This window comes from uncultured Microbacterium sp. (assembly GCF_963521645.1).
GTDB lineage: Bacteria > Actinomycetota > Actinomycetes > Actinomycetales > Microbacteriaceae > Microbacterium.
On the sequence record NZ_CAUQVQ010000023.1, the window covers coordinates 11,804 to 37,376 of the forward strand.

At 67.8% G+C, this 25,573-nt stretch carries 24 protein-coding genes and 1 tRNA gene; 6 read left to right on the plus strand and 19 right to left on the minus strand.

Annotation, left to right across the window (positions count from 1 at the left end):
- Nucleotide 1: 1 nt before the first annotated feature.
- Genes RWO82_RS07475 through RWO82_RS07510 form a run of 8 tightly spaced genes read right to left on the minus strand, consistent with a single transcriptional unit; the run spans nucleotide 2 to nucleotide 8,208 of the window.
- On the minus strand, nucleotides 2-2,476 hold the full coding sequence (locus RWO82_RS07475; protein WP_314425251.1) for a DEAD/DEAH box helicase: 2,475 nt from the start codon (nucleotides 2,474-2,476) through the stop codon (nucleotides 2-4).
- Nucleotides 2,473-3,231: a twin-arginine translocase subunit TatC gene (gene tatC / locus RWO82_RS07480; protein ID WP_314425286.1), complete on the minus strand. Its 759-nt coding sequence runs from the start codon at nucleotides 3,229-3,231 to the stop codon at nucleotides 2,473-2,475. Before tatC ends, RWO82_RS07475 begins: the two co-directional genes overlap by 4 nt.
- Before the next feature lie 54 nt (nucleotides 3,232-3,285).
- Nucleotides 3,286-3,546, minus strand: coding sequence for a Sec-independent protein translocase subunit TatA (tatA, locus tag RWO82_RS07485; protein WP_314425253.1), 261 nt, complete (start codon nucleotides 3,544-3,546; stop codon nucleotides 3,286-3,288).
- 26 nt (nucleotides 3,547-3,572) lie between these two features.
- Nucleotides 3,573-4,562 carry a WYL domain-containing protein gene (locus RWO82_RS07490; RefSeq protein WP_314425255.1) on the minus strand — a complete coding sequence of 330 codons (990 nt, stop codon included), beginning with the start codon at nucleotides 4,560-4,562 and terminating at the stop codon, nucleotides 3,573-3,575.
- A complete protein-coding gene (locus RWO82_RS07495) occupies nucleotides 4,559-5,551 on the minus strand; it encodes a WYL domain-containing protein (protein ID WP_314425257.1) in 993 nt (330 codons plus the stop codon). The genes RWO82_RS07490 and RWO82_RS07495 overlap by 4 nt, the downstream gene beginning before the upstream one ends.
- Nucleotides 5,551-6,462: a hypothetical protein gene (locus tag RWO82_RS07500; protein WP_314425259.1), complete on the minus strand. Its 912-nt coding sequence runs from the start codon at nucleotides 6,460-6,462 to the stop codon at nucleotides 5,551-5,553. The genes RWO82_RS07495 and RWO82_RS07500 overlap by 1 nt, the downstream gene beginning before the upstream one ends.
- A gap of 10 nt (nucleotides 6,463-6,472) precedes the next feature.
- On the minus strand, nucleotides 6,473-7,528 hold the full coding sequence (locus RWO82_RS07505; protein ID WP_314425261.1) for a tRNA (adenine-N1)-methyltransferase: 1,056 nt from the start codon (nucleotides 7,526-7,528) through the stop codon (nucleotides 6,473-6,475).
- Nucleotides 7,525-8,208, minus strand: a complete 684-nt coding sequence (locus RWO82_RS07510) for an HAD family phosphatase (protein ID WP_314425263.1) — start codon at nucleotides 8,206-8,208, stop codon at nucleotides 7,525-7,527. The genes RWO82_RS07505 and RWO82_RS07510 overlap by 4 nt, the downstream gene beginning before the upstream one ends.
- A 90-nt stretch (nucleotides 8,209-8,298) precedes the next feature.
- Here RWO82_RS07510 and RWO82_RS07515 point away from each other — a divergent pair, with 90 nt between their 5' ends.
- Nucleotides 8,299-9,147 (plus strand): PAC2 family protein, encoded by an 849-nt coding sequence (locus RWO82_RS07515; RefSeq protein WP_314425265.1) that lies wholly within the window; start codon nucleotides 8,299-8,301, stop codon nucleotides 9,145-9,147.
- 54 nt (nucleotides 9,148-9,201) lie between these two features.
- On the opposite strand, the gene RWO82_RS07520 is transcribed toward RWO82_RS07515, so the two are convergent.
- Both RWO82_RS07520 and RWO82_RS07525 read right to left on the minus strand, forming a co-directional pair.
- A complete protein-coding gene (locus RWO82_RS07520; protein WP_314425267.1) occupies nucleotides 9,202-10,026 on the minus strand; it encodes an undecaprenyl-diphosphate phosphatase in 825 nt (274 codons plus the stop codon).
- A gap of 48 nt (nucleotides 10,027-10,074) precedes the next feature.
- Nucleotides 10,075-11,370, minus strand: coding sequence for a M20/M25/M40 family metallo-hydrolase (locus RWO82_RS07525; protein ID WP_314425268.1), 1,296 nt, complete (start codon nucleotides 11,368-11,370; stop codon nucleotides 10,075-10,077).
- Between the two features lie 113 nt (nucleotides 11,371-11,483).
- On the opposite strand from RWO82_RS07525, the gene RWO82_RS07530 reads away from it, so the two are divergent.
- Nucleotides 11,484-11,566, plus strand: a tRNA-Leu gene (locus tag RWO82_RS07530).
- Between the two features lie 76 nt (nucleotides 11,567-11,642).
- Here the strand turns inward: RWO82_RS07530 and RWO82_RS07535 are convergent.
- Both RWO82_RS07535 and RWO82_RS07540 read right to left on the minus strand, forming a co-directional pair.
- The gene (locus tag RWO82_RS07535) at nucleotides 11,643-12,743 is read right to left on the minus strand and encodes a VIT1/CCC1 family protein (RefSeq protein ID WP_314425270.1); all 1,101 of its coding nucleotides are present in this window, start codon (nucleotides 12,741-12,743) and stop codon (nucleotides 11,643-11,645) included.
- Between the two features lie 136 nt (nucleotides 12,744-12,879).
- Nucleotides 12,880-14,622, minus strand: a complete 1,743-nt coding sequence (locus RWO82_RS07540) for a DEAD/DEAH box helicase (protein ID WP_314425272.1) — start codon at nucleotides 14,620-14,622, stop codon at nucleotides 12,880-12,882.
- Between the two features lie 145 nt (nucleotides 14,623-14,767).
- On the opposite strand from RWO82_RS07540, the gene RWO82_RS07545 reads away from it, so the two are divergent.
- Entirely contained in the window at nucleotides 14,768-15,595 is an 828-nt protein-coding gene (locus tag RWO82_RS07545) for an SGNH/GDSL hydrolase family protein (protein WP_314425273.1), read from the plus strand.
- Nucleotides 15,596-15,609: 14 nt separating this feature from the next.
- Here RWO82_RS07545 and RWO82_RS07550 read toward each other — a convergent pair whose 3' ends face one another.
- On the minus strand, nucleotides 15,610-16,413 hold the full coding sequence (locus RWO82_RS07550; RefSeq protein WP_314425274.1) for an RNA methyltransferase: 804 nt from the start codon (nucleotides 16,411-16,413) through the stop codon (nucleotides 15,610-15,612).
- Between the two features lie 94 nt (nucleotides 16,414-16,507).
- Here RWO82_RS07550 and RWO82_RS07555 point away from each other — a divergent pair, with 94 nt between their 5' ends.
- Nucleotides 16,508-17,347: a Sir2 family NAD-dependent protein deacetylase gene (locus RWO82_RS07555; protein WP_314425275.1), complete on the plus strand. Its 840-nt coding sequence runs from the start codon at nucleotides 16,508-16,510 to the stop codon at nucleotides 17,345-17,347.
- Nucleotides 17,344-17,931: a histidine phosphatase family protein gene (locus RWO82_RS07560; RefSeq protein WP_314425276.1), complete on the plus strand. Its 588-nt coding sequence runs from the start codon at nucleotides 17,344-17,346 to the stop codon at nucleotides 17,929-17,931. The genes RWO82_RS07555 and RWO82_RS07560 overlap by 4 nt, the downstream gene beginning before the upstream one ends.
- A 1-nt stretch (nucleotide 17,932) precedes the next feature.
- Here RWO82_RS07560 and RWO82_RS07565 read toward each other — a convergent pair whose 3' ends face one another.
- Genes RWO82_RS07565 through RWO82_RS07585 form a run of 5 tightly spaced genes read right to left on the minus strand, consistent with a single transcriptional unit; the run spans nucleotide 17,933 to nucleotide 23,904 of the window.
- On the minus strand, nucleotides 17,933-18,742 hold the full coding sequence (locus tag RWO82_RS07565; protein ID WP_314425277.1) for a CoA ester lyase: 810 nt from the start codon (nucleotides 18,740-18,742) through the stop codon (nucleotides 17,933-17,935).
- Nucleotides 18,739-19,224 carry a MaoC family dehydratase gene (locus RWO82_RS07570; RefSeq protein WP_314425278.1) on the minus strand — a complete coding sequence of 162 codons (486 nt, stop codon included), beginning with the start codon at nucleotides 19,222-19,224 and terminating at the stop codon, nucleotides 18,739-18,741. Before RWO82_RS07570 ends, RWO82_RS07565 begins: the two co-directional genes overlap by 4 nt.
- 9 nt (nucleotides 19,225-19,233) lie before the next feature.
- Nucleotides 19,234-20,385 (minus strand): acyl-CoA dehydrogenase family protein, encoded by a 1,152-nt coding sequence (locus tag RWO82_RS07575; protein WP_314425279.1) that lies wholly within the window; start codon nucleotides 20,383-20,385, stop codon nucleotides 19,234-19,236.
- On the minus strand, nucleotides 20,382-22,313 hold the full coding sequence (locus tag RWO82_RS07580; RefSeq protein WP_314425280.1) for a biotin carboxylase N-terminal domain-containing protein: 1,932 nt from the start codon (nucleotides 22,311-22,313) through the stop codon (nucleotides 20,382-20,384). Before RWO82_RS07580 ends, RWO82_RS07575 begins: the two co-directional genes overlap by 4 nt.
- Before the next feature lie 7 nt (nucleotides 22,314-22,320).
- Nucleotides 22,321-23,904, minus strand: coding sequence for a carboxyl transferase domain-containing protein (locus tag RWO82_RS07585; protein ID WP_399540731.1), 1,584 nt, complete (start codon nucleotides 23,902-23,904; stop codon nucleotides 22,321-22,323).
- 81 nt (nucleotides 23,905-23,985) lie between these two features.
- Between RWO82_RS07585 and RWO82_RS07590 the strand changes: the two genes are divergently transcribed.
- A complete protein-coding gene (locus RWO82_RS07590; protein WP_314425281.1) occupies nucleotides 23,986-24,579 on the plus strand; it encodes a TetR/AcrR family transcriptional regulator in 594 nt (197 codons plus the stop codon).
- An 11-nt stretch (nucleotides 24,580-24,590) separates the two neighbouring features.
- On the opposite strand, the gene RWO82_RS07595 is transcribed toward RWO82_RS07590, so the two are convergent.
- On the minus strand, nucleotides 24,591-25,573 hold a 983-nt coding region (locus RWO82_RS07595; protein WP_314425282.1), incomplete at its 5' end, for a dihydrolipoamide acetyltransferase family protein.

Genomic DNA, 25,573 nt, shown 5'->3' on the forward strand with positions numbered 1-25,573 from the left:
CTCACATCGACGAGTAGGCCACGATGCCACGACGTACGCCGTCGAGAGCTGCCCGGGCGTTCCGTGCGAGTGCGGCGTCCTCAGCGACGATCGAGAGCTGATCCAGGAGATCGATCGTCTGCTTGGTCCACCGCACGAAGTCTCCGGCCGCCATGTCGGCGTCGATCAGCACTCTGTCCAGCGACGCCCCTCGGGCCCAGGAGTGCATCGCTCCGGCGAGGCCCGCTGCGAGCGGTTCGGACCCGGGAAGGTGGTGATCCTTCTCGAGGTCGTCGAGCTCTGCCCACAGCGTGGTGGTCTGGTCGTACGCCGTGCGGAATGCGCCGCGAGGAAGACCCCGCTCCCCCGCATTGGCTTCGTCGCGTCTCGGTTCGTAGACGAGGCAGCATGCCATCGCCGCCAGCGACGGCGCATCCAGCCCCTTCCAGATCCCCTGACGAAGCGACTCCGCGACCAGCAGATCCCGCTCGCCGTAGATTCTGCGCATCGTCCGCCCTGCCGAGGTGAGAGACATCTCGGTGCCGTCGCGTCGGAGGTAGTCGAGCGTCTCGAGCACCTCGACGACCCGATCGAACACGCGAGCGACCGTGCCGGTCCGGTTCTCGATCTGTCGACGGATCCGATCCGTCTGGCGCTTGAGCTTCCAGTACCGCTCCGCCCACCGCGCGTGCGCCTCGCGGTCGGGACACCGATGACATCCGTGGCGCTGCATCCGCGTGCGCAGGTTCTGCACCTGCTTCATCCGCTTGTCCCGCGCCGCTCGAGGAGCGTTCGAGTCCTGCCGGTTCTTCTTCTCGAGATCGCTGAGCTCGCGACGGATGGTCGCATAATCCATGAAGTCTCCGTGATCGCAGACCATCGACGCCTGGTAGCCCGCGAGTGAAGCCTCTGCTTCACGGACCTGACGTGCCAGGCCCACCACGGAACGGTCGGCCTGGAACTGCGCGAACGACGATTCGAGGACCTCTCTCGCCCGGGGCTTGCCGAACAGATCGATCAGGTTCACCGCCATGTTGTAGGTGGGGCGGAAACTGGAGTTGAGCGGATATGTTCGCCGCGATGCGAGGGCTGCGACCGCCTGCGGGTCCATCCCTTCCGTCCACTGGACGACGGCGTGACCTTCGACATCGATGCCGCGGCGGCCGGCGCGTCCGGTCAGCTGGGTGTACTCACCGGATGTGATCGCGACTCTGGCCTCGCCGTTGAACTTCTCCATCTTCTCGAGAACCACCGTGCGCGCCGGCATGTTGATCCCGAGAGCCAGCGTCTCGGTCGCGAACACGACCTTCACCAGCTTTCGCCTGTAGAGCTCCTCCACGACCTCCTTGAAGGCGGGCAGCAGGCCTGCGTGGTGTGCCGCCACGCCTCGTTCGAGATTGTCGAGCCACTCCCAGTATCCGAGAACACCCAGGTCCTCGTCCTGCAGCGTACGGGTGTGCTCCTCGACGAAGGCGCGGATCTCCGCCCGCTCCTCATTCGAGGTGAGGCGGAGGCCGGAGCGACGAACCTGCTGGACGGCCGCATCGCACCCGACGCGGCTGAAGATGAAGAAGATCGCCGGCAGGAGGTTCGCGCGTTCCAGCAGCTGGATCACTTCGGGACGATCGAGTCGTTCGATGCGACGCATGTTCGATGAGCGCACCGGACGCCGTCCCCCGCGCGGGGGTCGCTGGGCCTGTCTGCCCGCGTGCCGGTTGCTGCGATATGCCTGCGCCTCGCGATTGCTGTCGTAGCTGGAACCGGTGAACGACCGGATGCGCATGAGCTCCTGGTTCACCTTCGCCGTCGCCAGGCCCGCGCGGTCGTCGAACAACGGAAGCAGGTCATCCCGAACGAGCACGTGCTGCTCGAGTGGGACCGGACGGATCTCCGAGACGATGACCTCGGTATCGCCGCGCACCGTGTCGAGCCAATCGCCGAACTCCTCGGCATTCGAGACCGTGGCGCTCAACGACACCAGCCGCACGTGCTGCGGCAGGTGGATGATGACCTCTTCCCACACCGCGCCCCGGAACCGGTCGGCGAGGTAGTGGACCTCGTCCATCACCACGAAGCGGAGATCCCTCAGCGCGGCCGAGTCCGCGTAGATCATGTTGCGCAGCACCTCGGTCGTCATCACCACGATCCGGGCGTTGCCGTTGATGTTGGTGTCACCCGTGAGCAGGCCGACCTGGTCGGCACCATAGACGTCGACCAGTTCGCGGAACTTCTGGTTGGAGAGCGCCTTCATCGGCGTGGTGTAGAACGCCTTGTCGCGGGGAGTCTGCATCGCCAGGTGAATCGCGAACTCGCCCACGATGGTCTTGCCTGCGCCGGTCGGCGCCGCCACCAGCACGCTGCCTCCGCTCTCGAGTGCATGGCACCCTTCGACCTGGAACGGATCGAGGTCGAATCGTTGTCTCGCGGCGAACGCGGCGGTCTCGGGATTCTCGGCCGCCTGACGCGCGGCCGCGTACCTCTCCGACGGGGAGGTCATACGCCGCCCGGCACGACGCCCGCTGCGGCATCGATCTTCCGTTTACGACGATCGAACAGCATCGACACGAGCGTGGCCGCGAAGTACAGCACGATCATCGCTCCCATCAGCAGCAGCATCGAGAAGACGTCTGCGGGCGGCGTGGTGATGGCGGCGAAGAGAGTGCACACCAGGATCGCAACGCGCCAACCTTTCAGGATCTCTTTGCCCGACACGACGCCGGCGAGGTTGAGAGCCACGAGGAACACGGGAAGAACGAAGGCGATCCCTACGACGAGAAGGAACTTGAAGACGAAGTCGTAGTAGGCCGAGTAGTCGAAGAACTGCGCCATACCCTGCGGGACGAAGCCGGCCATGATCTCGATCACGTGCGGCAGGACGAAGAACGCGACGGTGCATCCTCCGAAGAACAGGGGGATGGCCGCTCCCAGAAAGCCCCACGTGTACTGGGTCTCCTTCTTGGTGAGCCCGGGCATGACGAACGCCCACACCTGCCACAGCCATACGGGCGCCGAGATGAGCAGGCCGATCGCGAACGCGATCCGCATGCGAAGGTCGAACCCGCTGGTCACGGTGGTGAAGTTGAGGCCGACGTACTCTTTGCCCTGCTGCTCGGCGATCGTGCGGATGGGGATGGACAGCAGGTCGATGATCGGGTCGGTCACGATGAACGCGACGATCATCCCCACGACCAGGGCTGCCGCTGCGATCACGAGCCGCTTGCGGAGTTCGATCAGATGCGAGCCGAGCGACATCCGCTTGTCGCGGCCCGGCGCCTGTGGTTCGGCGGATTCCAGAGCCGACACGGGCTATGCGGATCGAGGAGGCAGACCCGGATCGGAGTCGCGAGCGGTCACTGTCGTGTCAGAAGCCACCGACTGCTGCGGGGTGGCAGCGTTGTCGGTGGTCTCGTCCGACGCGTCGTCGTTCTTCATGGCCTTCATCTCGCCCTTGAAGACCCGGGCGGACTGACCGAGGCTCTTCGCCAGCGCCGGCAGCTTCGCCGCACCGAAAAGCAGCAGGATGACGGCGAGGATGATCAGCAGATGTGGCCAACCGAAAGCGCCCATGATTCTCCTTCGTCGTTTTATAGAGTCTAACCGGCGACGCCGCGATCCGGGTCACGATACAGGGCGAGTCCCGCCGCGGCCCAGTCACGGGCGGCAGTACGGGCGACGCTCGGCTCGACGACCTCGAGAGCGCAGCCGAAGCGACCCGCGAGACGCTTGATGCTTCGCGGGTCGGCGAGTCGCAGCCTCGCCGTGACGACACCGTCGTCGACCTCCACATTGTCGGCGGTGAGGAAATCACCCAGGAGCGGTGCGAATCTCTCAGGAAGCCGCACGACGACCTCGCCCTCGTCCTCGACGGCGGAGAAGGCCTCGGGCACCTGATCCCCCGCGTGCGTGATCGGGATCTCGGTGAGCCGGGCCTCGCTGACGCGGTCGAGGTGGAAGGTGCGCATGGCCTCACGCATGTGGCACCAGCCCTGCAGATACCACTGCGCATTCGTGATCAGGATCTGCACCGGATCGACCGTGCGCGTCATCGGCGCGGCATCCGGCGCCTGATAGGTGAACGAGACGGCCACGCCCTCCTGCACGGCGCGCGACACGACCTGCCTGACCTCGTCGACCGCGCTCGGCGCGACGACGACCTCAGCCGGCGCGTCGGCGGCACCGCGGGAGAGCTTGGAGATCAGACCGCTGACGAGACCGGAGTCGGAGACGGCGGGAACCGCCGCGACCATCTGGAGTCCCGCGAGCAGAGCGGCCGCCTCGCGGGCGGTGAAGCGAGGGACTCTGCGCAGTGCGACATCGTTGGTGATCTCGATGATGTCCTGCTGATCGAGCAGATCCCAGTTGATGTCGAAGAGCTCCTGCGGCTGCTGCCAGAATCCCGCATCGCCGGGCAGGCCGATCACCGTCAGCTTCTCGACCATCTGGCGCATCTCATTCGGGGTGACCCCGAACTCGTCGGCCGCCTCGGCGAGCGACACCTGCCCCAGCTCGAGCAGATACGGCACGAGGGTCAGATACACCCGCACGCGATCCGATGCCAGCAGCGGCTTCGACTTCGCGGTCATCGCCCCTCCTCCGGTTCGGAATTCGCCGCGACCACCGCGGTGAGCCGAGAGATCACCGCATCGCGGAGAGCATCGGGCTCCACCACACGGACCTCGGGTCCGTACGACGCCAGTTCATCCGCGAAGATGTGCAGATCGACGAACGGCACGTGGATGCCCTGCACGGCAGGCGTGGCTCGCCGACCGAGTCTCAGCGCCGCCTCGGTGCCCGGAGTGACCTCGAGCAATGCTGCGTTCTGCGCCGCGACACGCTGGAGCCCCGCCAGCGCCCGCTCCCCCGCTCCGTCACGCAGACGCGGGTCGAACGTCTTCGCGGAGATGCGCACGTCGCCGACGATGCGGCTGAGCAGGAACATCCTGTCCGCCTCGATGTCGACATCGATTCCGTAGACATGCCAGCGGGCTTCGTAGTCCACCAGCGCCAGCGGACGGATGCTGCGCCGTCGCGGCGACTCCTCGCCGGGCTTGAGGTAGTCGAACCCGACGACGCGGGACTTCTCGATCGCCTCCTGCAGGAACGGGAAGGCGGCGTCGCGAACGGTGATCCGCGGTGCGAACCCGATGATGGGCTCATCGCCGTCGATCCCGAGGGCACGGATCTTGCGCACGCCCGCTTTGGCGTCGACGGATGCCGATTCCGTGCTCCACACACTGCCGGCCAGCTGCAGCACAGCGAGCTCGGCAGCGGTGAACTCTATGTCGTCGGGAAGATCGTATTCCGCCTGCGGAATGCGATAGCGCGCTTCGCGCAGGTCGTTCGGATCGGCCGGATCGCCGATGGTCTCCACCGGGACCCCGAGAGTGCGGAGCTCGTCCTTGTCGCGCTCGAACATCTTCTCCAGCGCGTCGGAGCGTGAACCGGCATCCGCTCGCTGACGATACCCCGAGACGTTGTCGAGGATCTGCTGCTTGGTCAGCCCGATCTCCGTGGCCATCAGCGCCACGACGAGATTCGTCAGGCGCTCCTCCGCGGGAATGCGGGCGGCCATCATTGCTCCGGAACGGGAACGATCCCCAGGATGTCGACGACGATGGCAGTCGCGGATGCGCCCTCGGCTCCCGGAGCGATGACGAGAAGCTGCGAGCCGACCGTCGAGCCCACGAGCTCCTCGGCTGCGAGCCCGATGTTCGGCTCCGCCCCCCACGTGCTCGTCGCGACGGTCTTGTCGTCCCAGCCGACCGCCATGATGTTCGTGACCACGACGGACTCCTTCGTGACCTCGGCGCCGTCGCCTCTGATGAGCGTCTGCGTCACGGTGTCTTCGGGTGCCGCGCTGTCGGGGATGATGATCCCGGGTGTTCCGTCCGGTGCGCGCACGACCGTGGGCAGACCACGTGCGTCGTTGAACTGCGACGCGCCCTCCGCCTTCGGCAGGAGCACATCGAGCACGTCGATGACGGCCACGACGCTCTCACCGTCCGCGAGCCCGAAGGCCTGCGCGTTGCTCTCGCCGAAGTCCTCCTGCGTGAGCACCGCGACCGTCCTCGTCCCACCGGTTGCGCATTCGAGCACCGACTCGAGTCCGGGCGAACGCTGCGCCCAGTACGCGATGCTGTGCACGCGACTGCGGTCGCCGTTGTATTCCGACTCGTAGAGCTTCTCTCCGCTGTCACCGCCGTAGAAGGTGATGTCGAGCACGAGGGGCTGAACGTCGGAGGTGAGGGTCTCTCCGTCTCCGGTCGTCACGTCCGAGAACTCCGTGGAGTCCGACTTGACGGGAGTGAACACCGTCACATCCGGCTTCTCGCCGAGGTCGCCTTCCACCGTGACCGAGTCGGCGACCGCCGGAGAAGCCGTGCGATCGCACACCGCACCGGCGAACGACGGGGCAGCAGAACAGCCCGTCAGAGCGAGGGCGGCGAGACTGAGAGTGGCCAGAACGGCGGACGTTTTACGCACGCGCTCCAGTCTATTCCGTCGAGGCGTCGGATTCGCGCGATGCGGCAGCGATGCGCGCCCCCTCGGCCGCTTTCGTCGCCTCCCGCGCGCGCTTTCGGAGGTTCTTGTCGTTGATCACCCGATCACCGACGGCTCCCGGTGTCCAGAGCTCGACGTCGTCGTCTCCGTAGCTGCTCTTCGACGCCCGGCGCTTGACCGACGGCGCGACAGCTCCCGGTGCAAGGCGACGCGCGGTCAGGAGGAAGCCCGTGTGCGCCACCATACGGTGGTCCGGCCGGACTGCCAGGCCCTCGACGTGCCAGCCGCGGACCATGGTCTCCGACGCGTCGGGATCGGTGAAGAGACCCGTTCCGCGGATGTACTCGGCCACACGGGAGAGCTGCGTCGCAGTCGCGATGTAGCAGAGCACGACTCCTCCCGGGGTGAGGGCCTCGGCGACCACGTCGATGCACTCCCAGGGAGCGAGCATGTCGAGAACCACACGGTCGACGGTTCCCGGCGCGAATGCGGAAGGCAGTTCCTCGACGAGATCGCCCACGACCACGTCCCATGTCCCGGGAGTCTCACCGAAGAAAGTCTCGACGTTTCCCCGAGCGACCTGCGCGAAGTCGTCCCTGCGCTCGAACGACACGAGTCGTCCGGCGGGCCCGATCGCCCTCAGCAGCGAGAGGGACAGCGCTCCCGAGCCGACACCGGCCTCGACGACGACGGATCCGGGGAAGATGTCCGCCTGCATGACGATCTGGGCGGCATCCTTCGGGTACACGATGGCCGCTCCCCGCGGCATCGACATCGCGAAGTCGCGCAGCAACGGTCGCAGCGCCAGGTACTCATGACCGGAGCTGTTCGGCACGACCGAGCCGTCGGGCAGCCCGATGAGGTCACGGTGCCGGAGCACGCCCTGATGAGTGTGGAGCTCGCCGTCCTCGCGCAAGGTGACCGTGTGCAGGCGGCCCTTCGGACCGGTCAGCTGTACCCGGTCTCCGGCGCGGAAGGGGCCGCTCGGGCGCGGGGCACCGCTGAGGGCGGTGCCTGCCGTGCCGGTCGGCTCTGTCGTGTCGGTCATCGGGTGGCTCCCGTCATGGAGGTCTGGCGGTCGAAGAGATCGACGAGATCTGCGGCGGTGCGGCCCTCGAGCGTCGGCCACAGTTCGTGGGCACCGACGTGGTCGAGAGCGACGATGTGAGGGACGCCGAGTGCCACGGCGCCGGCTGCGATCCCGGCACGCAAACCCGTCGGGGAGTCCTCGATGACCACCGCATCCGCGATGTCGATGTCCAGAAGCGTCGCCGCGTGGAGGTAGGGCTCGGGATGCGGCTTCGGATTCGAGACATCGTCGCCCGCGACCACGATGTCGAAGGCGTCGAACTCGATGAGATCGACCACGCCGAGCGCCATGCGCCGCAGCGACATGGTCACCAGACCCGTCGGGATCCCCGCGGTGCGCAGATCCTGCAACAGCTCTCGGGCCCCGGGTCGGAACGGAACGCCCTGGGTGCGGAGAGCGTGCTGCACGCCATCGGTCAGGAGAGAGATGATCGCGTCGGCCTCCATGTCGACACCGGCGCGCTGGAGGATCACCGCGCTGTCGATCAGACCGTTGCCGACGAGCTGCAGTGCGTCGGCGTGAGTCCACGTGCCTCCGAAGGATTCGACGAGCGACGTCTCCGCCGCCATCCAATACGGCTCGGTGTCGACGAGTGTTCCGTCCATGTCCCAGAGGATCGCGCGGGGCTGTCTGCTCACCGGATCATGTTACCCGTGGCTGCGCCCGGTCTCCGTCCGAGCGGGCTAGCCTGGAGGGATAGGTACCGGCGACCACGAAGGGAGACCACGATGGATGTCCTCGGTTCACGAATCATCATCGCCGCCTTCGATGGCTGGAACGACGCCGGCGAGGCCGCCAGCGGGGCGATCGCCGCGCTGCGCGCGCAGTCGGAGTACGACCTCGTGCACTCGATCGATCCGGAGCTGTACTTCGACTACCAGTACACCCGCCCCGCCACCAAGATGGATGCCGAGGGCCGGCGCCAGCTGACGTGGCCCGAGGCGGGCCTGTGGCGTCCGCGCAATCCGGGACCGGGTCCTGAGTTCTGGGTCCTGACCGGCGTGGAGCCCGCTCGGACGTGGCAGTCCTTCGCGGCCGAGTTCATCGACGTCGCGCTCCGCGACGACGTGACGGGGCTCGTGACGTTGGGGGCGATGCTGTCGGATGTCCCGCACACCCGGCCGATCTCGATCTTCGCGTCGAGCCAGAACGAACAGGTTCGCGAAGCACACGGTCTCGAGCGGTCCCTGTACGAGGGACCTGTGGGCATACTCAGCGTCTTCGAGCACTTCGCCGAGAGCGCGGGCATCCCCACAGCGAGCCTGTGGGCGAGCGTCCCCCACTATGTCGCGTCCGCCACACCCTCCCCGAAGGTGACTCTGGCGCTGCTCGACCGCCTGGAAGAGCTCACGGGCGTGGAGTTCGCGCACAGCAGTCTGCGCACCGACGCCGCGGCATGGGAGGCGTCGATCGACGCCGCAGCGGCCGACGACGAGGACATGGCCGAGTACATCCGCCAGCTCGAGCAGACCCGCGACACCTGGGACTCCCCCGATGCGTCCGGCGACGCGATCGCGCAGGCGTTCGAGCGCTATCTGCGTCGGCGCGGTGACGGGCCGAACGACCACAAGCGCTGAGCCGCGCGCGCCCGGCGAGCGGGAGGCCGGCCTCAGGCCTGTGGTCGCTGCACGTCAGGCCGCGATGACTCCCGTGCCGAGCAGGACCAGCAGCACCGTGCCGAGCAGGATGCGGTAGATCACGAACGGCAGGAAGCTGCGCTTCGAGATGTAGTTCATGAAGAAGGCGATGACAGCGAGCGCGACGACGAATGCGACTCCCGTCGCGGCGAGAGTGTCGCCGAAGGAGAAGAACGCGGGCTCGTTCCAGCTCTTGAACAACTGGTAGAAACCGCTGCCGAAGACGGCAGGGATCGCGAGGAGGAACGCGTAACGTGCTGCCGCAGCGCGCTCGTATCCCAGGAAGAGCCCCATGGTGATGGTCCCGCCGGAGCGGGAGACACCGGGGATCAGCGACAGCGCCTGGGCGAACCCGTACGCGACGCCGTGCGGGTAGGTGAGTTGATCGAGCTTGCGACGCTTCGCGCCGACGTGGTCTGCGACTCCGAGCAGGACACCGAACACGATGAGCATGATCGCCACGATCCACAGTGACCGGAAGACCGTCTCGATCTGGTCCTGGAAGAGCAGCCCGAGGATGACGATGGGGATGCTGCCGATGATGATCATCCACCCCATGCGCGCATCGGGATCGCTGCGCGGGACCTTGCCTGCGAGCGACCGGAACCACTGCGCGATGATCCGGACGATGTCCCGCCAGAAGAAGACCACCACCGCCGCCTCCGTGCCGATCTGGGTGATGGCGGTGAAGGCTGCACCGGGATCCTCGCCCGAGGGCAGGAAGGTTCCGAGGATGCGCAGATGGGCGCTGGAGGAGATCGGCAGGAACTCGGTGAGCCCCTGGACGATCCCGAGGATGAGCGCTTCGAACAGATGCATGGATAGGCCTTCTCGGTCGGGTGGCGGCGCAGACGTGGAGCCGAGCGCTCAATACGTGCGCAGCAGATCGGCCAGCACCCGCTGACCGAAGACAAGCGATTCTACGGGTACGCGCTCGTCCACGCCGTGGAACATGCCCGTGAAGTCGAGATCAGCGGGGAGCCGCAGGGGCGCGAAACCGTACCCGGTGATGCCGAGAGCGGCCAGCGCCTTGTTGTCGGTGCCCGCGCCGAGCAGATACGGGATCACCGGAACGCCGGGGTCGTGGTGGTTCAGGCTCGCGACCATCGCGTCGACAAGGTCGCCCTCGAACGGCGTCTCCATCCCGATGTCACGCACCACGGTCTCGATCTCGATGTCGTCACCCACGATGGCCTGCAGTTCCGCCAGCACCTCGTCCTCGGTCCCCGGGATCACCCGCACGTCGATGAGCGCCTCGGCCCGCTCGGGGATGACGTTGTGCTTGTATCCCGCGCTGAGCGCAGTCGGGTTGGTCGTGGTCCGCAACGACGAGCGCAGGAAAGCCTCTGCCGGGCCGGCCGCAGCTGCCAGCGCGTCGGGGTCGTCGTCGGACCGTCCCGACAGATCGCTGAGTCCACGAAGGAGCGCTTCGGTGGTCGGCGTGAGCCGGACGGGCCACCGGGTGCGTCCGATCGCCGCCACAGCCTCAGCGAGCGCGGTCACCGCGTTGTCGTCGTGCAGGCGACTCCCGTGGCCGGCGCGTCCCGTGGCGACGAGGCGGATCCAGATGAGAGCCTTCTCACCGACCTGCAGCAGGTACGCACGGCGACCGTCGACGTCGATCGAATAGCCGCCGACCTCGCTGATCGCCTCCGCTGCACCCGCGAACCAGTGCGGACGGTGTCGCACGGCCAGAGCGGACCCTTCCACTCCCCCGTTCTCCTCGTCGGCGAAGAAGACCAGCACGAGATCGCGTGCGGGCTGCTCCCCGGCTCGCAGGATGTCTGCGACGGCGGTGAGGATCATCGCGTTCATGTTCTTCATGTCGACCGCGCCACGGCCCCAGAGCATCCCGTCCTTCACCACACCGGCGAAGGGGTCGACCGTCCAGTCGTCGGCGACGGCCGGCACGACATCCAGGTGTCCGTGCACGACCAGCGCCGACCGCTCCGGATGGCGCCCCCGCACGCGCGCCATCACGCTGGTGCGACGGTCGATCGGCTCGTAGTACTCGACCTCGAGCCCGAGCTCCTGCAGGTATGCGCCGACGTACTCTGCGGCCTCCCGCTCGCCCTTGGCGTTGCCTCCCCCGTAATTCGAGGTGTCGAAGCGGATCAGGTCCTGCGCGATGCGCACCACCTCGGGCAGCGACGGTTCTGTCATGCGCACAAGGCTATCGAAGCGCGGAGGCGCGCCCGGGAATCGCGCTCGGTTTCGGGGTGCGGTGAAGCCCGTGCTAATGTAAATCTTCGTTCGGCAACGAACATCCAACACCTGCGCGGGTGGCGGAATGGTAGACGCGCTACGTTGAGGTCGTAGTGCCCGTAAGGGCGTGGGGGTTCAAGTCCCCCTCCGCGCACAGGCCAGAGGCTCCGGAACATATCGTTCCGGAGCCTCTTTCGTGTATGCCGTGCCGCCGCGGCGGGGCGGTCCGTTCAGACCGCCCCGACGCCGAACAACAGGCCGAGGCCATACGTGATCGCAGCGGCGCCGAAGCCGATCGCCAGCTGACGCAGCGCCCTCCGCAGGGGCGGACCGCCTGACAGGACACCCACCATGGCGCCGGTCGTGAGCAGCGCGACCCCCACGAGCACGAGCGCCACGACGATGGCTGTCGCACCCTCGAGACCGAAGATCCACGGGAGCACCGGAATGATCGCGCCGGAGGCGAAGAGAAGGAAGCTCGACAGGGCGGCAGTCCAGTCACTTCCCACGATCTCGTGGTCCATGGCAGGATGCACCCGCACCGGACCTGTGACCGTGCGCTCGACCCCGGCGCGTGCAGCGGCGACGATGCGGCCCGCCCGCTCGAGGGCCTCGGCCTCTCCGACTCCGCGCGCACGATAGACGAGGGCGAGCTCGTTCTCGTCGATGTCGAGGTCGGCGGCGGACGCGGCCGCGTCCTCGTTCGCCTCCGTCGCAGCGAGAAGTTCTCGCTGAGACCGCACGGACACGAACTCGCCCGCCCCCATCGAGAGCGCGCCGGCGAGGAGGCCCGCGATGCCGCTGAAGAGCACGAAGCTCGAACCGACCCCCGTGGCACCGATGCCGAGCACGAGGGCGAGGTTGCTGACCAGACCGTCGTTGGCACCGAAGACCGCCGCGCGGAACGAGCCGGAGAGCCGACGGCGCCCCCGTGCGGCGAGACCGCGCACGACCTCGTAATGAACCTTCTCGTCGGCCCTCATGGCGGGGGTGGCGTACTGCTCGGAGTCGTAGGGCGACCGGGCCTCGGCGCTCTGGGCGAGCGCGAGCACGAAGATCGACCCGAACCGTCCGGCCATCCATCCGAGCAGACGCGATCGGAGCCCCGCGCGTGGCAGGCGCGCAGGCTCGGCGCCCAGCAGATCCAGCCAGTGCTGCTCGTGACGGCGCTCAGCGTCGGCGAGACTCAGCAGGATCTGCTGCTCCTCGCCGGTGCGGCGCTGTGCAAGCCGTTGGTACACCGTCCCCTCGGCACGCTCCTCGACGAGGTAGCGCGCCCAGCGGCGGCGGTCTGCGGCGGTCGGCTCTGTGGTGGCAGCGGGGGCTGTCATTCGATCTCCTGTGTGAGGGGTCCCGTGTGGGACGCCCCTCCACGCTAGCTGCGACACCCGGCCGCGATCCCGCCGGGGGCGGTATTGCCAGGTTTTCGGGAATCCGAATGACGGGATGCCGCACGTGCGGCTCGGGTCACGACCTGACGCGCTTGCGCAGCACCTCGATGCGGGCCTGCAACTGGGTGACGGTCGCCTGTGCGACGGCGGGGCCACCGCAGATGCGACGGAGCTCGGCATGGACGGCGCCGTGCGGTTCGCCCTTCTGTCGCGCGTAGAGGCCGACCAGACTGTTGAGCAGCTGGCGCTGTTCTTTGAGCGTCCGGTGCAGCGGGGCCGGAAGCGTCGTCGTCTCGGTCGGGGACGCCTTGGCCTCCCGAGCCTCACGAAGCCGGGACTGACGAGACTGACGCTGCATGAGCAGTTCATGCACGTGCTCCGGCTCGAGAAGCCCGGGGAATCCGATGAACTCCTCCTCTTCGGGCGTACCCGGCTCGGCGAGCTGACCGAACTCCTGCCCCTCGAACACGACGCGATCGAAGTGAGCGACCGACGACAGCGCCTGGTAGCTGAACTCCTGGGTCAGGGCGTCGGACGTCTCCTCTTCCCGGTTCGCGCTCTCCAGCAGCGAGTCTTCCAGCCCGTCCTCGTCCTTCGACTGCCGATCGAGGGCGTGATCGCGCTGCTTGTCCATCTCGTTCGCGAGCCCCATGAGCACCGGAACCTGCGGGAGGAACACGCTCGCTGCTTCTCCGCGTCGACGTGCTCGCACGAATCGTCCGATCGCCTGCGCGAAGAAGAGCGGCGTCGACGACGAGGTCGCGTACACGCCGACCGCGAGCCGCGGCACGTCGACGCCTTCGGACACCATCCTGACCGCCACCATCCAGCGGGCGTCGCCGGCGCTGAACTTCTCGATGCGCTCAGACGCCGTCGCGTCGTCCGACAGCACGATGGCCGGCTGCTGACCGGTGATGCTGTGCAGGATCTTGGCGTACGCCCGCGCCACCGTCTGATCCGTCGCGAGAACGAGGCCGCCGGCGTCGGGCACGTGATGGCGGATCTCGGTGAGGCGGCGATCAGCCGCGGAGAGCACCGCAGGCATCCACTCCCCCTCGGGGTCGAGCGCGGTGCGCCAGGCCTGCGAGGTCACATCCTTGGTGTTGTCCTGCCCGAGGTGCGTCTCCAGCTCATCGCCCGTGCTCGTGCGCCAGCGCATCTTGCCCGCGTACATGTGGAAGAGCACCGGACGCACCACGCCGTCGGCCAGGGCCCGACCATAGCCGTAGTTGTAGTCGGTCCTCGAGATGCGCGCACCCGACTCGTCGGGGTGGTACTCGACGAAGGGGATCGGCGCGGTGTCGCTGCGGAACGGCGTTCCCGACAGCAGCAGTCGTCGCTTCGCGGGCCCGAACGCGTCGCGGATCGCGTCGCCCCAGCTGAGTGCGTCGCCGCCGTGGTGTACCTCGTCGAGGATGACCAGCGTGCGAGCGTCCTCAGTGAGGTGACGGTGCACCGACGACTTCGCAGCCACCTGCGCATACGTGACGACGGCACCGTGATAGTGCCGCGCGGGCCCCCAATCGCTGTTCCGGAAACGCGGGTCGAGGCGGATGTGCACGCGCGCCGCCGCATCGGCCCACTGAGTCTTCAGGTGCTCGGTCGGCGCGACCACGATGATGCGATTGACTTCGCCCATTCGCATCAGTTCGACGGCGAGGGTCAGCGCGAAAGTGGTCTTGCCGGCGCCCGGCGTCGCAGCCACGAGGAAGTCGCGCTGGTCGGCCTCGAAGTACTGTTCCAGAGCCTCTTGCTGCCATGCGCGCAGCTTGTTCGCGGTTCCCCACGGGGCGCGCTGAGGAAAGGAAGGAGAAAGCATCGACTCCACGATAATCGCACTCACCGACACCGAGCACGATCGCCTCTCAGCCGGAGCGGCCTCGCGCCCTGGCGTGGCGCACGAGTAGGCTCGATCGGTGCGCCGCGACATCCATACGCCGCGCACGTTCGCGAAGGAGAGCTGGATGACAGACCAGGATTCGACTCGGACCCCTGACCTCGACAACGACAGTCCGCACCCGTGGCGACGCTTCGTCGCGATCGGCGATTCGTTCACGGAGGGCATCGGGGACCCCGACCTCTCGCACCCCGGGAGTCACCGCGGCTGGGCCGATCGCGTCGCCGAGGTCCTGTCACAGCAGGTCGACGACTTCGCCTACGCGAATCTCGCCGTGCGCGGCAAGCTCATCGCCCAGATCGTGCAGGACCAGGTGGAGCCGGCCGTCGCTCTGCACCCCGACCTGATATCGATCTGCGCCGGTGGCAACGATGTGATCCGGCCGGGGACCGATCCCGACGCCATCGCGGTCCAGCTCGAGGATGCCGTCTCACGACTCTCGTCCACGGGCGCCGCGATCCTCCTGTTCACCGGTGTGGACACGGCGTTCACGCCCGTCTTCCGCCCCTTCCGGGGCAAGGTGGCGATCTACAACGAGAACATCCGCGCCATCGCGGACCGCCACGACTGCATCGTCGCCGACCAGTGGGCGCTCAAGGTGGTGCAGGACATGCGCTTCTTCGACGACGACAGGCTGCACTACAACGCGCTCGGTCACCACGAGGTCGCACGCATGGCTCTCCGCGCCCTCAACGTCCCGAACGAGCTCGAATCCATGCAGCCGGAGCCGCTGCCGGTGCGCACGTGGAGAGAGGCCCGCTCCGGTGACCTCGGGTGGGCGCGGGAGCACCTCGTCCCGTGGGTCCTGCGTCGGCTGCGACACCAGTCCTCGGGCGATCACATCGTGGCCAAGCGACCGGAGCCCGGGCCGGTCATGCTCCCTGACGTCGACTGACGAGCGTCTTCGCGTCAGCGCGGACCGAGCGCCCAGAGCGCCACAGCTGCGGCGGAGGCGACATTCAGCGAATCGACGCCTCCGAACATGGGGATCGTCACGACCGTGTCGGCCTTCTCGAGCGCGGTCCGCGACAGGCCGTCGCCCTCCGTGCCCATCACGATCGCGACCCGGTCGGGCCGGTCGGCCGCGTACGAGTCGAGGGTGACGGCGTCATCGCGCAGCGCGAGAGCCGCGATGTCGAACTGCGCGGCGTGAAGATCCTCGACCGCCGACTCCCAGTCGGCGATGCGGGTCCACGGCACCTGGAAGACGGTGCCCATGCTCACGCGCACACTGCGCCGGTACAACGGGTCCGCTCCCCCGGGGGACACCAGCACGGCATCCGCGCCGAGGCCGGCGGCCGCGCGGAACGCTGCGCCGACGTTGGTGTGATCGCCGACGTTCTCGAGGATCAGCACGAGCCGCGCCTTCTCCAGCACCTCGGGCACCGTGCGCAGTGCGGGCCGGTGCATCGACGCGATGGTCCCCCTGTGCACGGCGAAACCCGTGACCGCCTCGGCCACCTCGTCCGGCACCACGTACACCGGCACGTCGAACTCGCCGACGATCGCCCTGATGTCGTCCACGCGCTTCTCCTGCACGAGGACGGAGCGCGGACGGTGACCGGCCGCGACAGCGCGCGCGATCACCTTCGTGGACTCCGCGATATAGAGGCCTCCCGCAGGATCGCTCACCGTTCGGAGCGCGGTGTCGGTGAGCGCGCGGTAGTCGTCGAGTCGTCGATCGTCGGGATTCGTCACGCGCACCAGTTCCACGGACCCCAGTCTGCCATCCGTCGCGTCCGCGCCTACCGGGTCCGCTCGACGCGCGGTCTGCGCCGCACGCCGTAGACTCGGAGCAGGAGGTCCTGTGAGCGCTACGAGTCCGGTCGAGCCGTCGGCCGCCGTCGCTCGCGCTGCCGAACTCCTGCGAGGCCGTCGCATCGCGCTGCTCACGGGAGCCGGCATCTCCACCGACTCCGGCATCCCGGCCTATCGCGGCGAGGGCGCGCGGACGCGGGCCGACCCCATGACGATCCAGAAATACCTGGGCGACGAATCCGCCAGACGACGGTACTGGGTCGGCGGCCACCTCGGTTGGCGTGCCTTCGCACAGGCGCGCCCGAACCCCGGCCACATCGCCCTCGCCGAGATGGAATCGTCCGGTCACGTGAGCGGCGTCATCACCCAGAACGTCGACGGCCTGCATCTGCGGGCGGGGAGCTCGCACGTCATAGAGGTCCACGGCACGATGAGGCGCGTGCTGTGCCTGCGCTGCGGTCAGGTGTTCGACCGGCGCGACATCGCCGCGCAGATCGAAGAGACCAATCCGTGGATCAGCGTGCCGGAGAACGTGGCCCTGAATCCCGACGGCGATGTGCTGCCCGAGAGCACGGACGGCTTCATCGTGCCGACCTGCACGGTGTGCGGCGGCATGCTGAAGCCCGACGTCGTCTTCTTCGGGGAGTATGTCCCGCAGGACCGCTTCCGCGCTGCCGAATCACTGCTGCGCTCCAGCGACGCACTCATCGTCGCGGGCACGTCGCTGGTGGTGAACTCGGGGGTGCGCCTGGTCGAGCGTGCCCGACGTCGCAGCATCCCCCTCATCATCATCAACCGCGAGCCGACCCGAGCGGATGTCTGGGCGGATGTCACCATCGCCGCAGGCACGGGCGACGTGCTCCCCGCGATCCAGGAGCTTCTCGTATGACTCTGCTCACACTCATCCGTCACGGCCAGACCGACTGGAACCTGGATCGGAGGATCCAGGGATCGACCGACATCCCCCTGAACGAGACGGGCCGGGCCGATGCCCGGACGGCGGCGGCGGCGCTCGCCGGCACCACGCACCATGCGATCTACACCAGTCCGCTGCTCCGTGCGCGAGAGACCGCGGAGATCATCTCGGCCGAACTCGGTCTGGGCACGCCGATACTGGTGCCCGGCATCCGCGAGCGCGAGTTCGGCGACGGTGAGGGCATGAGCGTCTCCGAGTACATGGAAGCCTACGGCGGCTGGCACTCCGAGGTTCCCGGCGCGGAGAGCCTCGACGATGTCGCCGCGCGATCTCTGCAGGCCCTCGACACGATCGCTCGGGATTCCCGCCGCCGGTCGACACCGGTCGCCGAGTCCGTGGTCGTCGTCGCTCACGGTGGAGTGATCAGATCGCTCATCGACCACGTCTCGGGAGGCACGCTCCCCCGGCCGGGCGATCAGATCCTGAACGGTTCGGCGCACCGCTTCGAAGCGTCTCCGGGCGTGCTCAGACTCCTCGACCAGTCCGTCCTGATCTGACTCACAGACCGGCGCGGGCGAGCACCGAACGCGCGTGCCTGAGCACGGGCTCGTCGATCATACGTCCCTCGAAGCGGAAGACACCGCGCTCGTCCTCGGCAGCCGCGAGGACGGAACGCGCCCAGCCGACCTCGGAGATGTCGGGCGCATAGGCGGCGCGGATGGCCTGGACCTGATCGGGATGGATGCAGGCGGTCGCCGCGAAACCCGACGCTGCGGCGTCCGCCGCCTCGGCGGCGAGTCCCGGGAGATCGCCGAGCGCGATGTGCACGGCGTCGATCGCCCCTTTCCCCTGAGCACCCGACTCGAGGAGCACCCGCGATCTCGCGTATCGCGCGATGTCACGATAGGTGCCGTCCTCGCGGCGGCTCGAGGTGCCTCCGAGGGAGGCGACGAGGTCTTCCGCGCCCCACATCATCGCGACGACGCGCGCGTGCGCCGCGATCCGGTCGGCGGCATGGACACCCTTGGCCGTCTCGCAGAGCGCGATCACGGAGAACCGCTCATCGAAGACATCCAGACTCGACGCACTCTCCGTCTTCGCGACCATGACCGTTCGGAAGTCGGTCTGCGAGAGCATGGTCAGATCCGACGCGAACTCATCGGAGCCCGGCGGATTCACGCGGACGATCACACGATCGGGATCGAGGTCCGCGTCGATGATGTTGCCGCGAGCGCTCGCCTTGGCCGACGGCAGGACCGCATCTTCGAGATCGAGGATCACGGCATCGGCCTTCTCGAGCGCCTTGCCGAAGCGCTCCGGTCGATCCGCCGGGCAGAACAGCAGCGCAGGGCCCAGGTCGAAGGTCATGCGGCGCCTCCCGGTCGGCAGTGCACGAGCACGGTCCGTGTGGCGGTCGCCACCACGGTTCCGTCCTGGTTGCGCCCGGTATGCGCGATCTGGACGATCCCCTGGCCGTCACGCGATGCCGACAGCCGCTTCTCGACGATCGCGCTCTCGGTGTAGAGCGTGTCGCCCGCGAAGAGCGGGTGAGGGAACGCGATGTCCGTGAGGCCCAGCTGGGCGACGAGGGTGCCCTGGGTCAGCTGCGCGACAGACGCACCCACCATCGTCGACAGGGTCCACATCGAATTCATGAGTCTCGCGTGGAACGGATCCTGCGAGGTGGCGAAGGCCTCGTCGAGATGCAGCGCCTGCGTGTTCATGGTGAGCGTGGTGAAGAGGACGTTGTCGGCTTCGGTCGCGGTGCGCCCCGGCCGGTGGAGATACCGGGCGTCGGCGTCGAACTCCTCGAAGTAGAGCCCCCGCTGCACGATCTCTGTCACGGTCATGATGTCACGCTACCCGGTGACTCCGAGCGACCGCGCGATCACGAGCAGCTGCACTTCTGTCGTGCCCTCGCCGATCTCCAGGATCTTCGAATCGCGGTAGTGGCGACCGACCGAGAACTCGTTCATGAAGCCGTTCCCTCCGAAGATCTGCGTCGCGTCGCGGGCATTGTCCATTGCGGCCTCCCCCGCCACCAGCTTGGCGATGGCCGCCTGCTCCGCGAACGCCGACCCGGCGTCGCGCAACCGCGCCGCATGGTGCCAGGCGAGACGAGCCGTGTGCACTCGAGCGCGCATGCGAGCCAGTGTGAACTGCGCGTTCTGTCGGGTGCTGAGAGCGCTGCCGAAGATGGTGCGCGACTTCGCGTAGTCGATCGCCGCCTCCAGACACCCTTCAGCCGCGCCGGTGGCGAGGGCGGCGATCGCGATCCGCCCCTCGTCGAGAATGCTGAGGAAGTTCCGGAAGCCGCTCCCCCTCTCGCCGAGGAGGTTGCCCGCCGGCACTCGAGCACTGTCGAAGCTGAGCGGATGCGTGTCGGAGGCGTTCCATCCGACCTTGTCGTACGGCGGGTCGACGGTGAACCCGGGCGTGCCGTTCGGCACGATGATCGTGGAGATCTCCTTGCGTCCATCGACCGAACCGGTGACGGCGGTCACCGTGACGAATCGAGTGATGGGCGTTCCGGAGTTGGTGATGAACTGCTTCGATCCATCGATCACCCACTCATCGTCATCGAGTCGAGCGGTCGTGCGCGTCGCACCCGCATCGCTCCCCGCTTCCGGCTCGGTCAATCCGAATCCGGCGAGGGCGCGTCCCGCGAGCAGATCGGGCAGCAGCGCTCGTCGCTGCTCCTCCGTGCCGAAACGGAACACCGGCATGGCACCGAGGCTGACCCCTGCCTCGAGCGTGATCGCGATCGACTGGTCGACACGTCCGAGCGCCTCGATCGCGAGTCCCAGCGCCATGTAGTCGCCGCCTTGACCTCCGTACTCCTCGGGGAACGGCAGACCGAACAGCCCGAGGTCGCCCATCTGCCGCACGACGTCCATCGAGAGCGTATGCGTCCTGTCGGCCTCATAGGCCTGAGGTGCGACGACCGTATCCGCGAACTCGCGCACCATCGCCGCGAGCTCGCGCTCCTCATCCGTCAGTTCGAACGTCATCGTCCATCCTCCATCGTGACGCGGGCGACCACCTGGTCCCGCCGCACCTGATCTCCGGCGGAGACCAGCACTGTCACCGTTCCGTCGTGGGTCGCCACGACCGGGTGCTCCATCTTCATCGCCTCGATCGAGACGAGCGGGGTTCCGACTGTGACGCGCTCGCCGTCCGTCACGTGAACAGCGACGACGCCACCGGGCATCGGAGCGCGCGCCTCGGGGTCCGCATCCGCGGGGCGTGCCTCGAGCCCTGCCAGTCGACGACGCATCCTCTCGCGCCGGTCGAGCGGCTGCAGGCGCATCGAACGCCCGCGCTCGGCGACCCACACCGCGCCGTCGTCGTCCGACGCGACAGCCATGATGTGCGACGCTGCTCCCTTCGGAGCGACGTGCACCTCGTCGACATCCGTCATGAACACGACCTCGTCGCGCGAGTGGTCGGTCAGTCGTAGCCACACCCCACCTGCTCGCCTCGCAGACACGGCCGGGCGTGCGGCGAGCAGATGTTCGCGTGCAGCCGACAGCATGGCTTCGGACGGAGATTCCATGCTCAGCGGAAGAAGCGTCTCGATGAGGCCGGTGTCCAGGTCTCCGGCGACGACCCGCGCATCACTGCAGAGCTGCCTGAGGAAAGCGATGTTCGTGTCGACGCCCAGCACCGTCATCCGGCTCAGTGCCGAGTCCAGCGCCCGGAGTGCGGCGATTCGATCGTCCGCGTGGGCGACCACTTTCGCGATCAGCGGGTCGTAGTAGCCGGAGACCTCCGAGCCGGTCTCGACCGCAGCATCCACGCGCACGCCTTTCGGCGGGTCGAAGAGCAGCACACGACCTGTCGAGGGGACGAATCCGCGCTGTGGAGACTCGGCGTAGACGCGTGCCTCGACGGCGTGTCCGCGCGTCGGCGGAGCCGGCTGCAGCGAGCCGCCTGCGGCGACGTCGATCTGGAGACCGACCAGGTCGAGGCCGGTGACCTGCTCGGTGACGGGGTGCTCCACCTGGAGCCTCGTGTTCATCTCGATGAAGAACACCTCGTCCGGCCTTTCGGCATCGACGAGGAACTCCACGGTTCCGGCCCCGACGTATGCCACGCTGCGGGCAGCCTGAACAGCGGCCTCGAACAGACGTCGTCTCGTCGATTCCGGAATCCCGGCGGACGGTGCCTCCTCGACGACCTTCTGGTGACGCCGCTGCAACGTGCATTCGCGCTCGCCGACGACGATCACCTGACCGTGTCGGTCCCCGAACACCTGCACCTCGATGTGGCGAGGACGACGGATCAATCGTTCGAGGATCAGCGCATCGTCTCCGAACGCTGCGGCAGCGATGCGCCGCGCGGAGGCGAGCGCGGAAGTGAGGCCGGACGCGTCTTCGACCACCTCCATGCCCTTGCCTCCACCGCCCGCGCTCGGCTTCACCAGCAGCGGGAATCCGACGCGCTCGGCCTCGTCGTGGATCTCGCCCTCGGAGAGCCCGCGGGCGTCGAAGCCGGGAACGATGGGAACCCCGAATCGCGCCACATGCTCCCTCGCTCGGGCCTTGTCGCCCATGATCTGGAGAGCCTCGATCGAGGGACCGACGAAGACGATGCCTCCCTCGGCACAGGCCTCTGCGAGACCCACGCTCTCGGACAGGAAACCGTAACCCGGATGGATCGCCTGGGCGCCGCTGGCCCGGGCAGCGGCGATCACCGCGTCGATGTCGAGGTAGGAATCGGCAGCGGGTGCCGGGCCGATGCGCACCGATTCATCGGCCTCACGCACGTGCGGCGCGGCGACGTCGGCGTCGCTGTGCACCGCGACACTGCGAATGCCCCTGTCCCTGAGCGTGCGGATGATGCGTCGCGCGATCTCGCCACGGTTCGCGACGAGAATCGTGTCGAATCCCTTCGAGGGCGTCGCTGTCGGGGTGGCGCTCGTCTGGGTGCTGGTCATGTCGTGCTCACATCCTGAACAGGCCGAAGCGGGGCTCGGGCAGCGGGGTCCTGGCGATCACGTCGAGGGCGAGGCCCAGAAGATCACGAGTGTCGACAGGGTCGATGATCCCGTCGTCCCAGAGCCGCGCGGTCGCGTAGTACGGCTCCCCCTGGGCCTCGTACTGTCTGCGGATCGGCTCCTCGAACTCGGCTCTCTGCTGAGCGTCCCAGCCCTCGCCCCGAGCGGCCAGCTGATCCTCTTTCACCGTGCCGAGGACGGATGCGGCCTGCGCACCGCCCATGACCGAGATCCGACTCGCCGGCCAGGTCCACAGGAACCGGGGCGAGTACGCCCGCCCGCACATCGAATAGTTGCCGGCGCCGAACGAGCCTCCGATGATCACGGTGAGCTTCGGGACACGAGTGCTGGCGACGGCCGTCACCATCTTCGCGCCGTCCTTCGCGATCCCGCCGGCTTCTGCCTCGGTGCCCACCATGAACCCGCTGATGTTCTGCAGGAAGACGAGGGGGATTCCGCGTTGATCGCACAGCTCGATGAAGTGCGCCCCCTTGAGGGCCGACTCGCCGAAGAGCACACCGTTGTTGGCGACGACCCCGACCGGGTGCCCGTGCAGGCGCCCGAAACCCGTGACGAGCGTCGTGCCGTACTCGGACTTGAACTCGCGGAACGTGTCGCCGTCGAGCAGATAAGAGATGACGAGGCGAACGTCGTACGGGGCGTTCACGTCGACGGGGACCGAGTCGTAGAGGGAGCCGTCTGCCGAGGGCGGGCGGGACTCGGCGACCTCCCATGCCGGATCGAGGGGTGCCGGAAGAGTGGCGACGATGTCGCGCAGTATCTCCAGCGCGTGCTCGTCGTCTTCTGCGAGGTGATCGACGACACCGCTCCGGCGGGCATGCAGCTCACCGCCCCCGAGCTCCTCCGCGGAGACGATCTCGCCGATCGCCGCCTTCACGAGGGGCGGTCCGCCGAGGAAGATCGTGCCCTGGCCGCGCACGATCACGGTCTCGTCGCTCATCGCCGGCACATATGCGCCGCCCGCGGTGCACGAACCGAGCACCGCGGCGAGCTGCGGGATGCCCTGGGCGGACATGCGCGCCTGATTGAAGAAGATGCGTCCGAAGTGATCACGGTCGGGGAAGACCTCATCCTGCCTCGGCAGGAACGCACCCCCCGAGTCGACGAGATACACGCAGGGAAGGCGATTCTCGAGCGCGATCTCCTGCGCGCGCAGATGCTTCTTCACCGTGAGGGGATAGTACGTGCCGCCCTTCACCGTGGCGTCGTTGCACACGACCATGACGTGGCGCCCGTGAACCAGACCGATGCCCGCGATCACGCCGGCCGCCGGAGCATCGCCTCCATACAGTCCGTCGGCCGCCAGCGGAGCGATCTCGAGGAAGGGGCTCCCCTCGTCCAGGAGCCGGGTCACCCGATCGCGCGGGAGGAGCTTGCCGCGAGCGAGATGTCGCTGCCGGGAAGACTCCGGGCCCCCGCGGGCCACCTCCGCGAGCCGCTCGCGGAGCGCCGCGGCGAGAGTCTGCTGGGTCGCAGGCATCGTGATGTCCTCCTCGACACACGTGCGCATCTGTCACACTCTGGTGCGACTCGTGCTTCTTCGGTTAGTGTGCACTAACCAGTGACATCAGGTTAGCGAGGATTAACTGAGATGACAACCCCGATCACCGCACGAGATCGCGCCAAGGCCGAGCGCTCGGACGCGATCCTCCGCGCCACGGCACATCTGTTCGCCGAGCGCGGGTACAACGGGGTCAGCCTGGAGGACATCGGTGCCGCAGTGGGCGTGTCGGGCCCCGCCGTCTATCGCCACTTCGCAGGCAAACAGGCGCTCCTCGGAGCCGTTCTGATCGAGGTGAGCAAGGATCTCGTGGAGGGCGGCTCCCGCGTGGCCGCCGCTGCGACGACGCCCGACGAGCGGATCCGCCAGCTGATCGATTTCCATGTGGACTTCGCGCTGCGCCACGCCGACGTCATCCGAGTCCACGACAGCGACGTCCCCCACCTCGCCCCGCGGGATCACAGCGAGGTGCGGCGGCTGCAGCGCGCGTACATCGAGCTCTGGATGGACGCGCTCGCCGCACTGATCGACGCAGGGGCCGATGAACTGCGGCTGCGCGTGCAGGCGTGTTTCGGCCTCATCAACTCGACGCCGCACAGCACGAGCGCGGCTGCCCGACGTCACTCCGCCACCGCGACCGTGCTGGCCGCGATGGCGGAGTGCGCACTCCGGGCGCCCGTCTGATCCGCTGAGCGCTATCTCAGCAGCAGGGCGCGCCCCGGCGTCTCCAGAATGTCCGCGACGTCCTTGAGGAACCTCGCACCCTCGGCACCATCGACCATGCGGTGGTCGAACGACAGGCTCAGTGTCATCGTGTGACGCAGCGCGAGCTCTCCCTCGAACTCCCACGGCCGGCGACGGATCGCCCCGATGGCGAGGATCCCCGACTGACCGGGCGGGAGGATCGGGGTGCCCGCGTCGATGCCGAAGACGCCGATGTTGGAGATCGAGAACGTGCCTCCCGCGAGTTCCGCAGGTGACGTGCGTCCTGCACGAGCGGTCTCCGCGAGAGTGGTCAGCGCATCAGCGAGCTCGATGAGCGTCATGCGGTCCGCATCTCGGATGTGGGGAACCAGGAGTCCCCGGTCGGTCGCCGCAGCGATCCCGAGGTCCACGTACGTATGACGCACGATCTCACCCGCGTGGTCGTCCCATCGCGAATTGAGTTCAGGGTTCCGGCCGAGCGCGAGGCACACCGCCTTGGCGACGACGGCCAGCGGACCGAGGCGATGCTCGGCGAGCGAACGATCGACCCGGAGAGACGACAGCAGGTCCATGGTGCCCGTGACGTCGACGGTGTGGAACACCGTCACGTGAGGAGCGCTGAATGCGCTCTCCACCATCGCGGCAGCGGTGTGCTTGCGCACTCCTCTGATGGGTATGCGCACCTCACGTTCCTCGCCGCTCGGCGGAGTCGCGGCGGGCGCGGACCAGGTGCGCTCGTCATCCGCGCTGCGAGACTTCTCCTCTGCCCGGCCACCGAGCCGTTCCGCGTACGCGTCGACGTCGGACCGTGTGATGAGCCTGTCGCCGACCGCGGCGGCGACGAGAACCAGGTCGATGCCGAGGCGCTTCGCGTATGCACGCACCGGAGGCGTCGACCGGGGGCGCTCCACCGACGTGTCGACGCTCGGTGTCGGCGAGGCGTCGTGCGGCGCGGCGTCGAGGACGGCCGTGT

Excerpts from the sequence above, each read along its gene's own strand:
- RWO82_RS07495 (WP_314425257.1), bottom strand. The coding sequence starts at position 5,551 with ATGGCCGCCCGCATTCCCGCGGAGGAGCGCCTGACGAATCTCGTCGTG.
- RWO82_RS07575 (WP_314425279.1), bottom strand. The coding sequence starts at position 20,385 with ATGACGTTCGAACTGACGGATGAGGAGCGCGAGCTCGCGGCGATGGTG.
- RWO82_RS07475 (WP_314425251.1), bottom strand. The coding sequence starts at position 2,476 with ATGACCTCCCCGTCGGAGAGGTACGCGGCCGCGCGTCAGGCGGCCGAG.
- RWO82_RS07570 (WP_314425278.1), bottom strand. The coding sequence starts at position 19,224 with ATGACCGTGACAGAGATCGTGCAGCGGGGGCTCTACTTCGAGGAGTTC.
- tatA (WP_314425253.1), bottom strand. The coding sequence starts at position 3,546 with ATGGGCGCTTTCGGTTGGCCACATCTGCTGATCATCCTCGCCGTCATC.
- RWO82_RS07565 (WP_314425277.1), bottom strand. The coding sequence starts at position 18,742 with ATGACCTTCGACCTGGGCCCTGCGCTGCTGTTCTGCCCGGCGGATCGA.
- RWO82_RS07520 (WP_314425267.1), bottom strand. The coding sequence starts at position 10,026 with ATGCATCTGTTCGAAGCGCTCATCCTCGGGATCGTCCAGGGGCTCACC.
- RWO82_RS07505 (WP_314425261.1), bottom strand. The coding sequence starts at position 7,528 with ATGACCGACACGACAGAGCCGACCGGCACGGCAGGCACCGCCCTCAGC.
- RWO82_RS07535 (WP_314425270.1), bottom strand. The coding sequence starts at position 12,743 with ATGACAGCCCCCGCTGCCACCACAGAGCCGACCGCCGCAGACCGCCGC.
- RWO82_RS07585 (WP_399540731.1), bottom strand. The coding sequence starts at position 23,904 with ATGCGCACGTGTGTCGAGGAGGACATCACGATGCCTGCGACCCAGCAG.
- RWO82_RS07580 (WP_314425280.1), bottom strand. The coding sequence starts at position 22,313 with ATGACCAGCACCCAGACGAGCGCCACCCCGACAGCGACGCCCTCGAAG.
- RWO82_RS07590 (WP_314425281.1), top strand. The coding sequence starts at position 23,986 with ATGACAACCCCGATCACCGCACGAGATCGCGCCAAGGCCGAGCGCTCG.
- RWO82_RS07515 (WP_314425265.1), top strand. The coding sequence starts at position 8,299 with ATGGATGTCCTCGGTTCACGAATCATCATCGCCGCCTTCGATGGCTGG.
- RWO82_RS07525 (WP_314425268.1), bottom strand. The coding sequence starts at position 11,370 with ATGACAGAACCGTCGCTGCCCGAGGTGGTGCGCATCGCGCAGGACCTG.
- tatC (WP_314425286.1), bottom strand. The coding sequence starts at position 3,231 with ATGTCGCTCGGCTCGCATCTGATCGAACTCCGCAAGCGGCTCGTGATC.
- RWO82_RS07545 (WP_314425273.1), top strand. The coding sequence starts at position 14,768 with ATGACAGACCAGGATTCGACTCGGACCCCTGACCTCGACAACGACAGT.
- RWO82_RS07490 (WP_314425255.1), bottom strand. The coding sequence starts at position 4,562 with ATGACCGCGAAGTCGAAGCCGCTGCTGGCATCGGATCGCGTGCGGGTG.
- RWO82_RS07560 (WP_314425276.1), top strand. The coding sequence starts at position 17,344 with ATGACTCTGCTCACACTCATCCGTCACGGCCAGACCGACTGGAACCTG.
- RWO82_RS07540 (WP_314425272.1), bottom strand. The coding sequence starts at position 14,622 with ATGCTTTCTCCTTCCTTTCCTCAGCGCGCCCCGTGGGGAACCGCGAAC.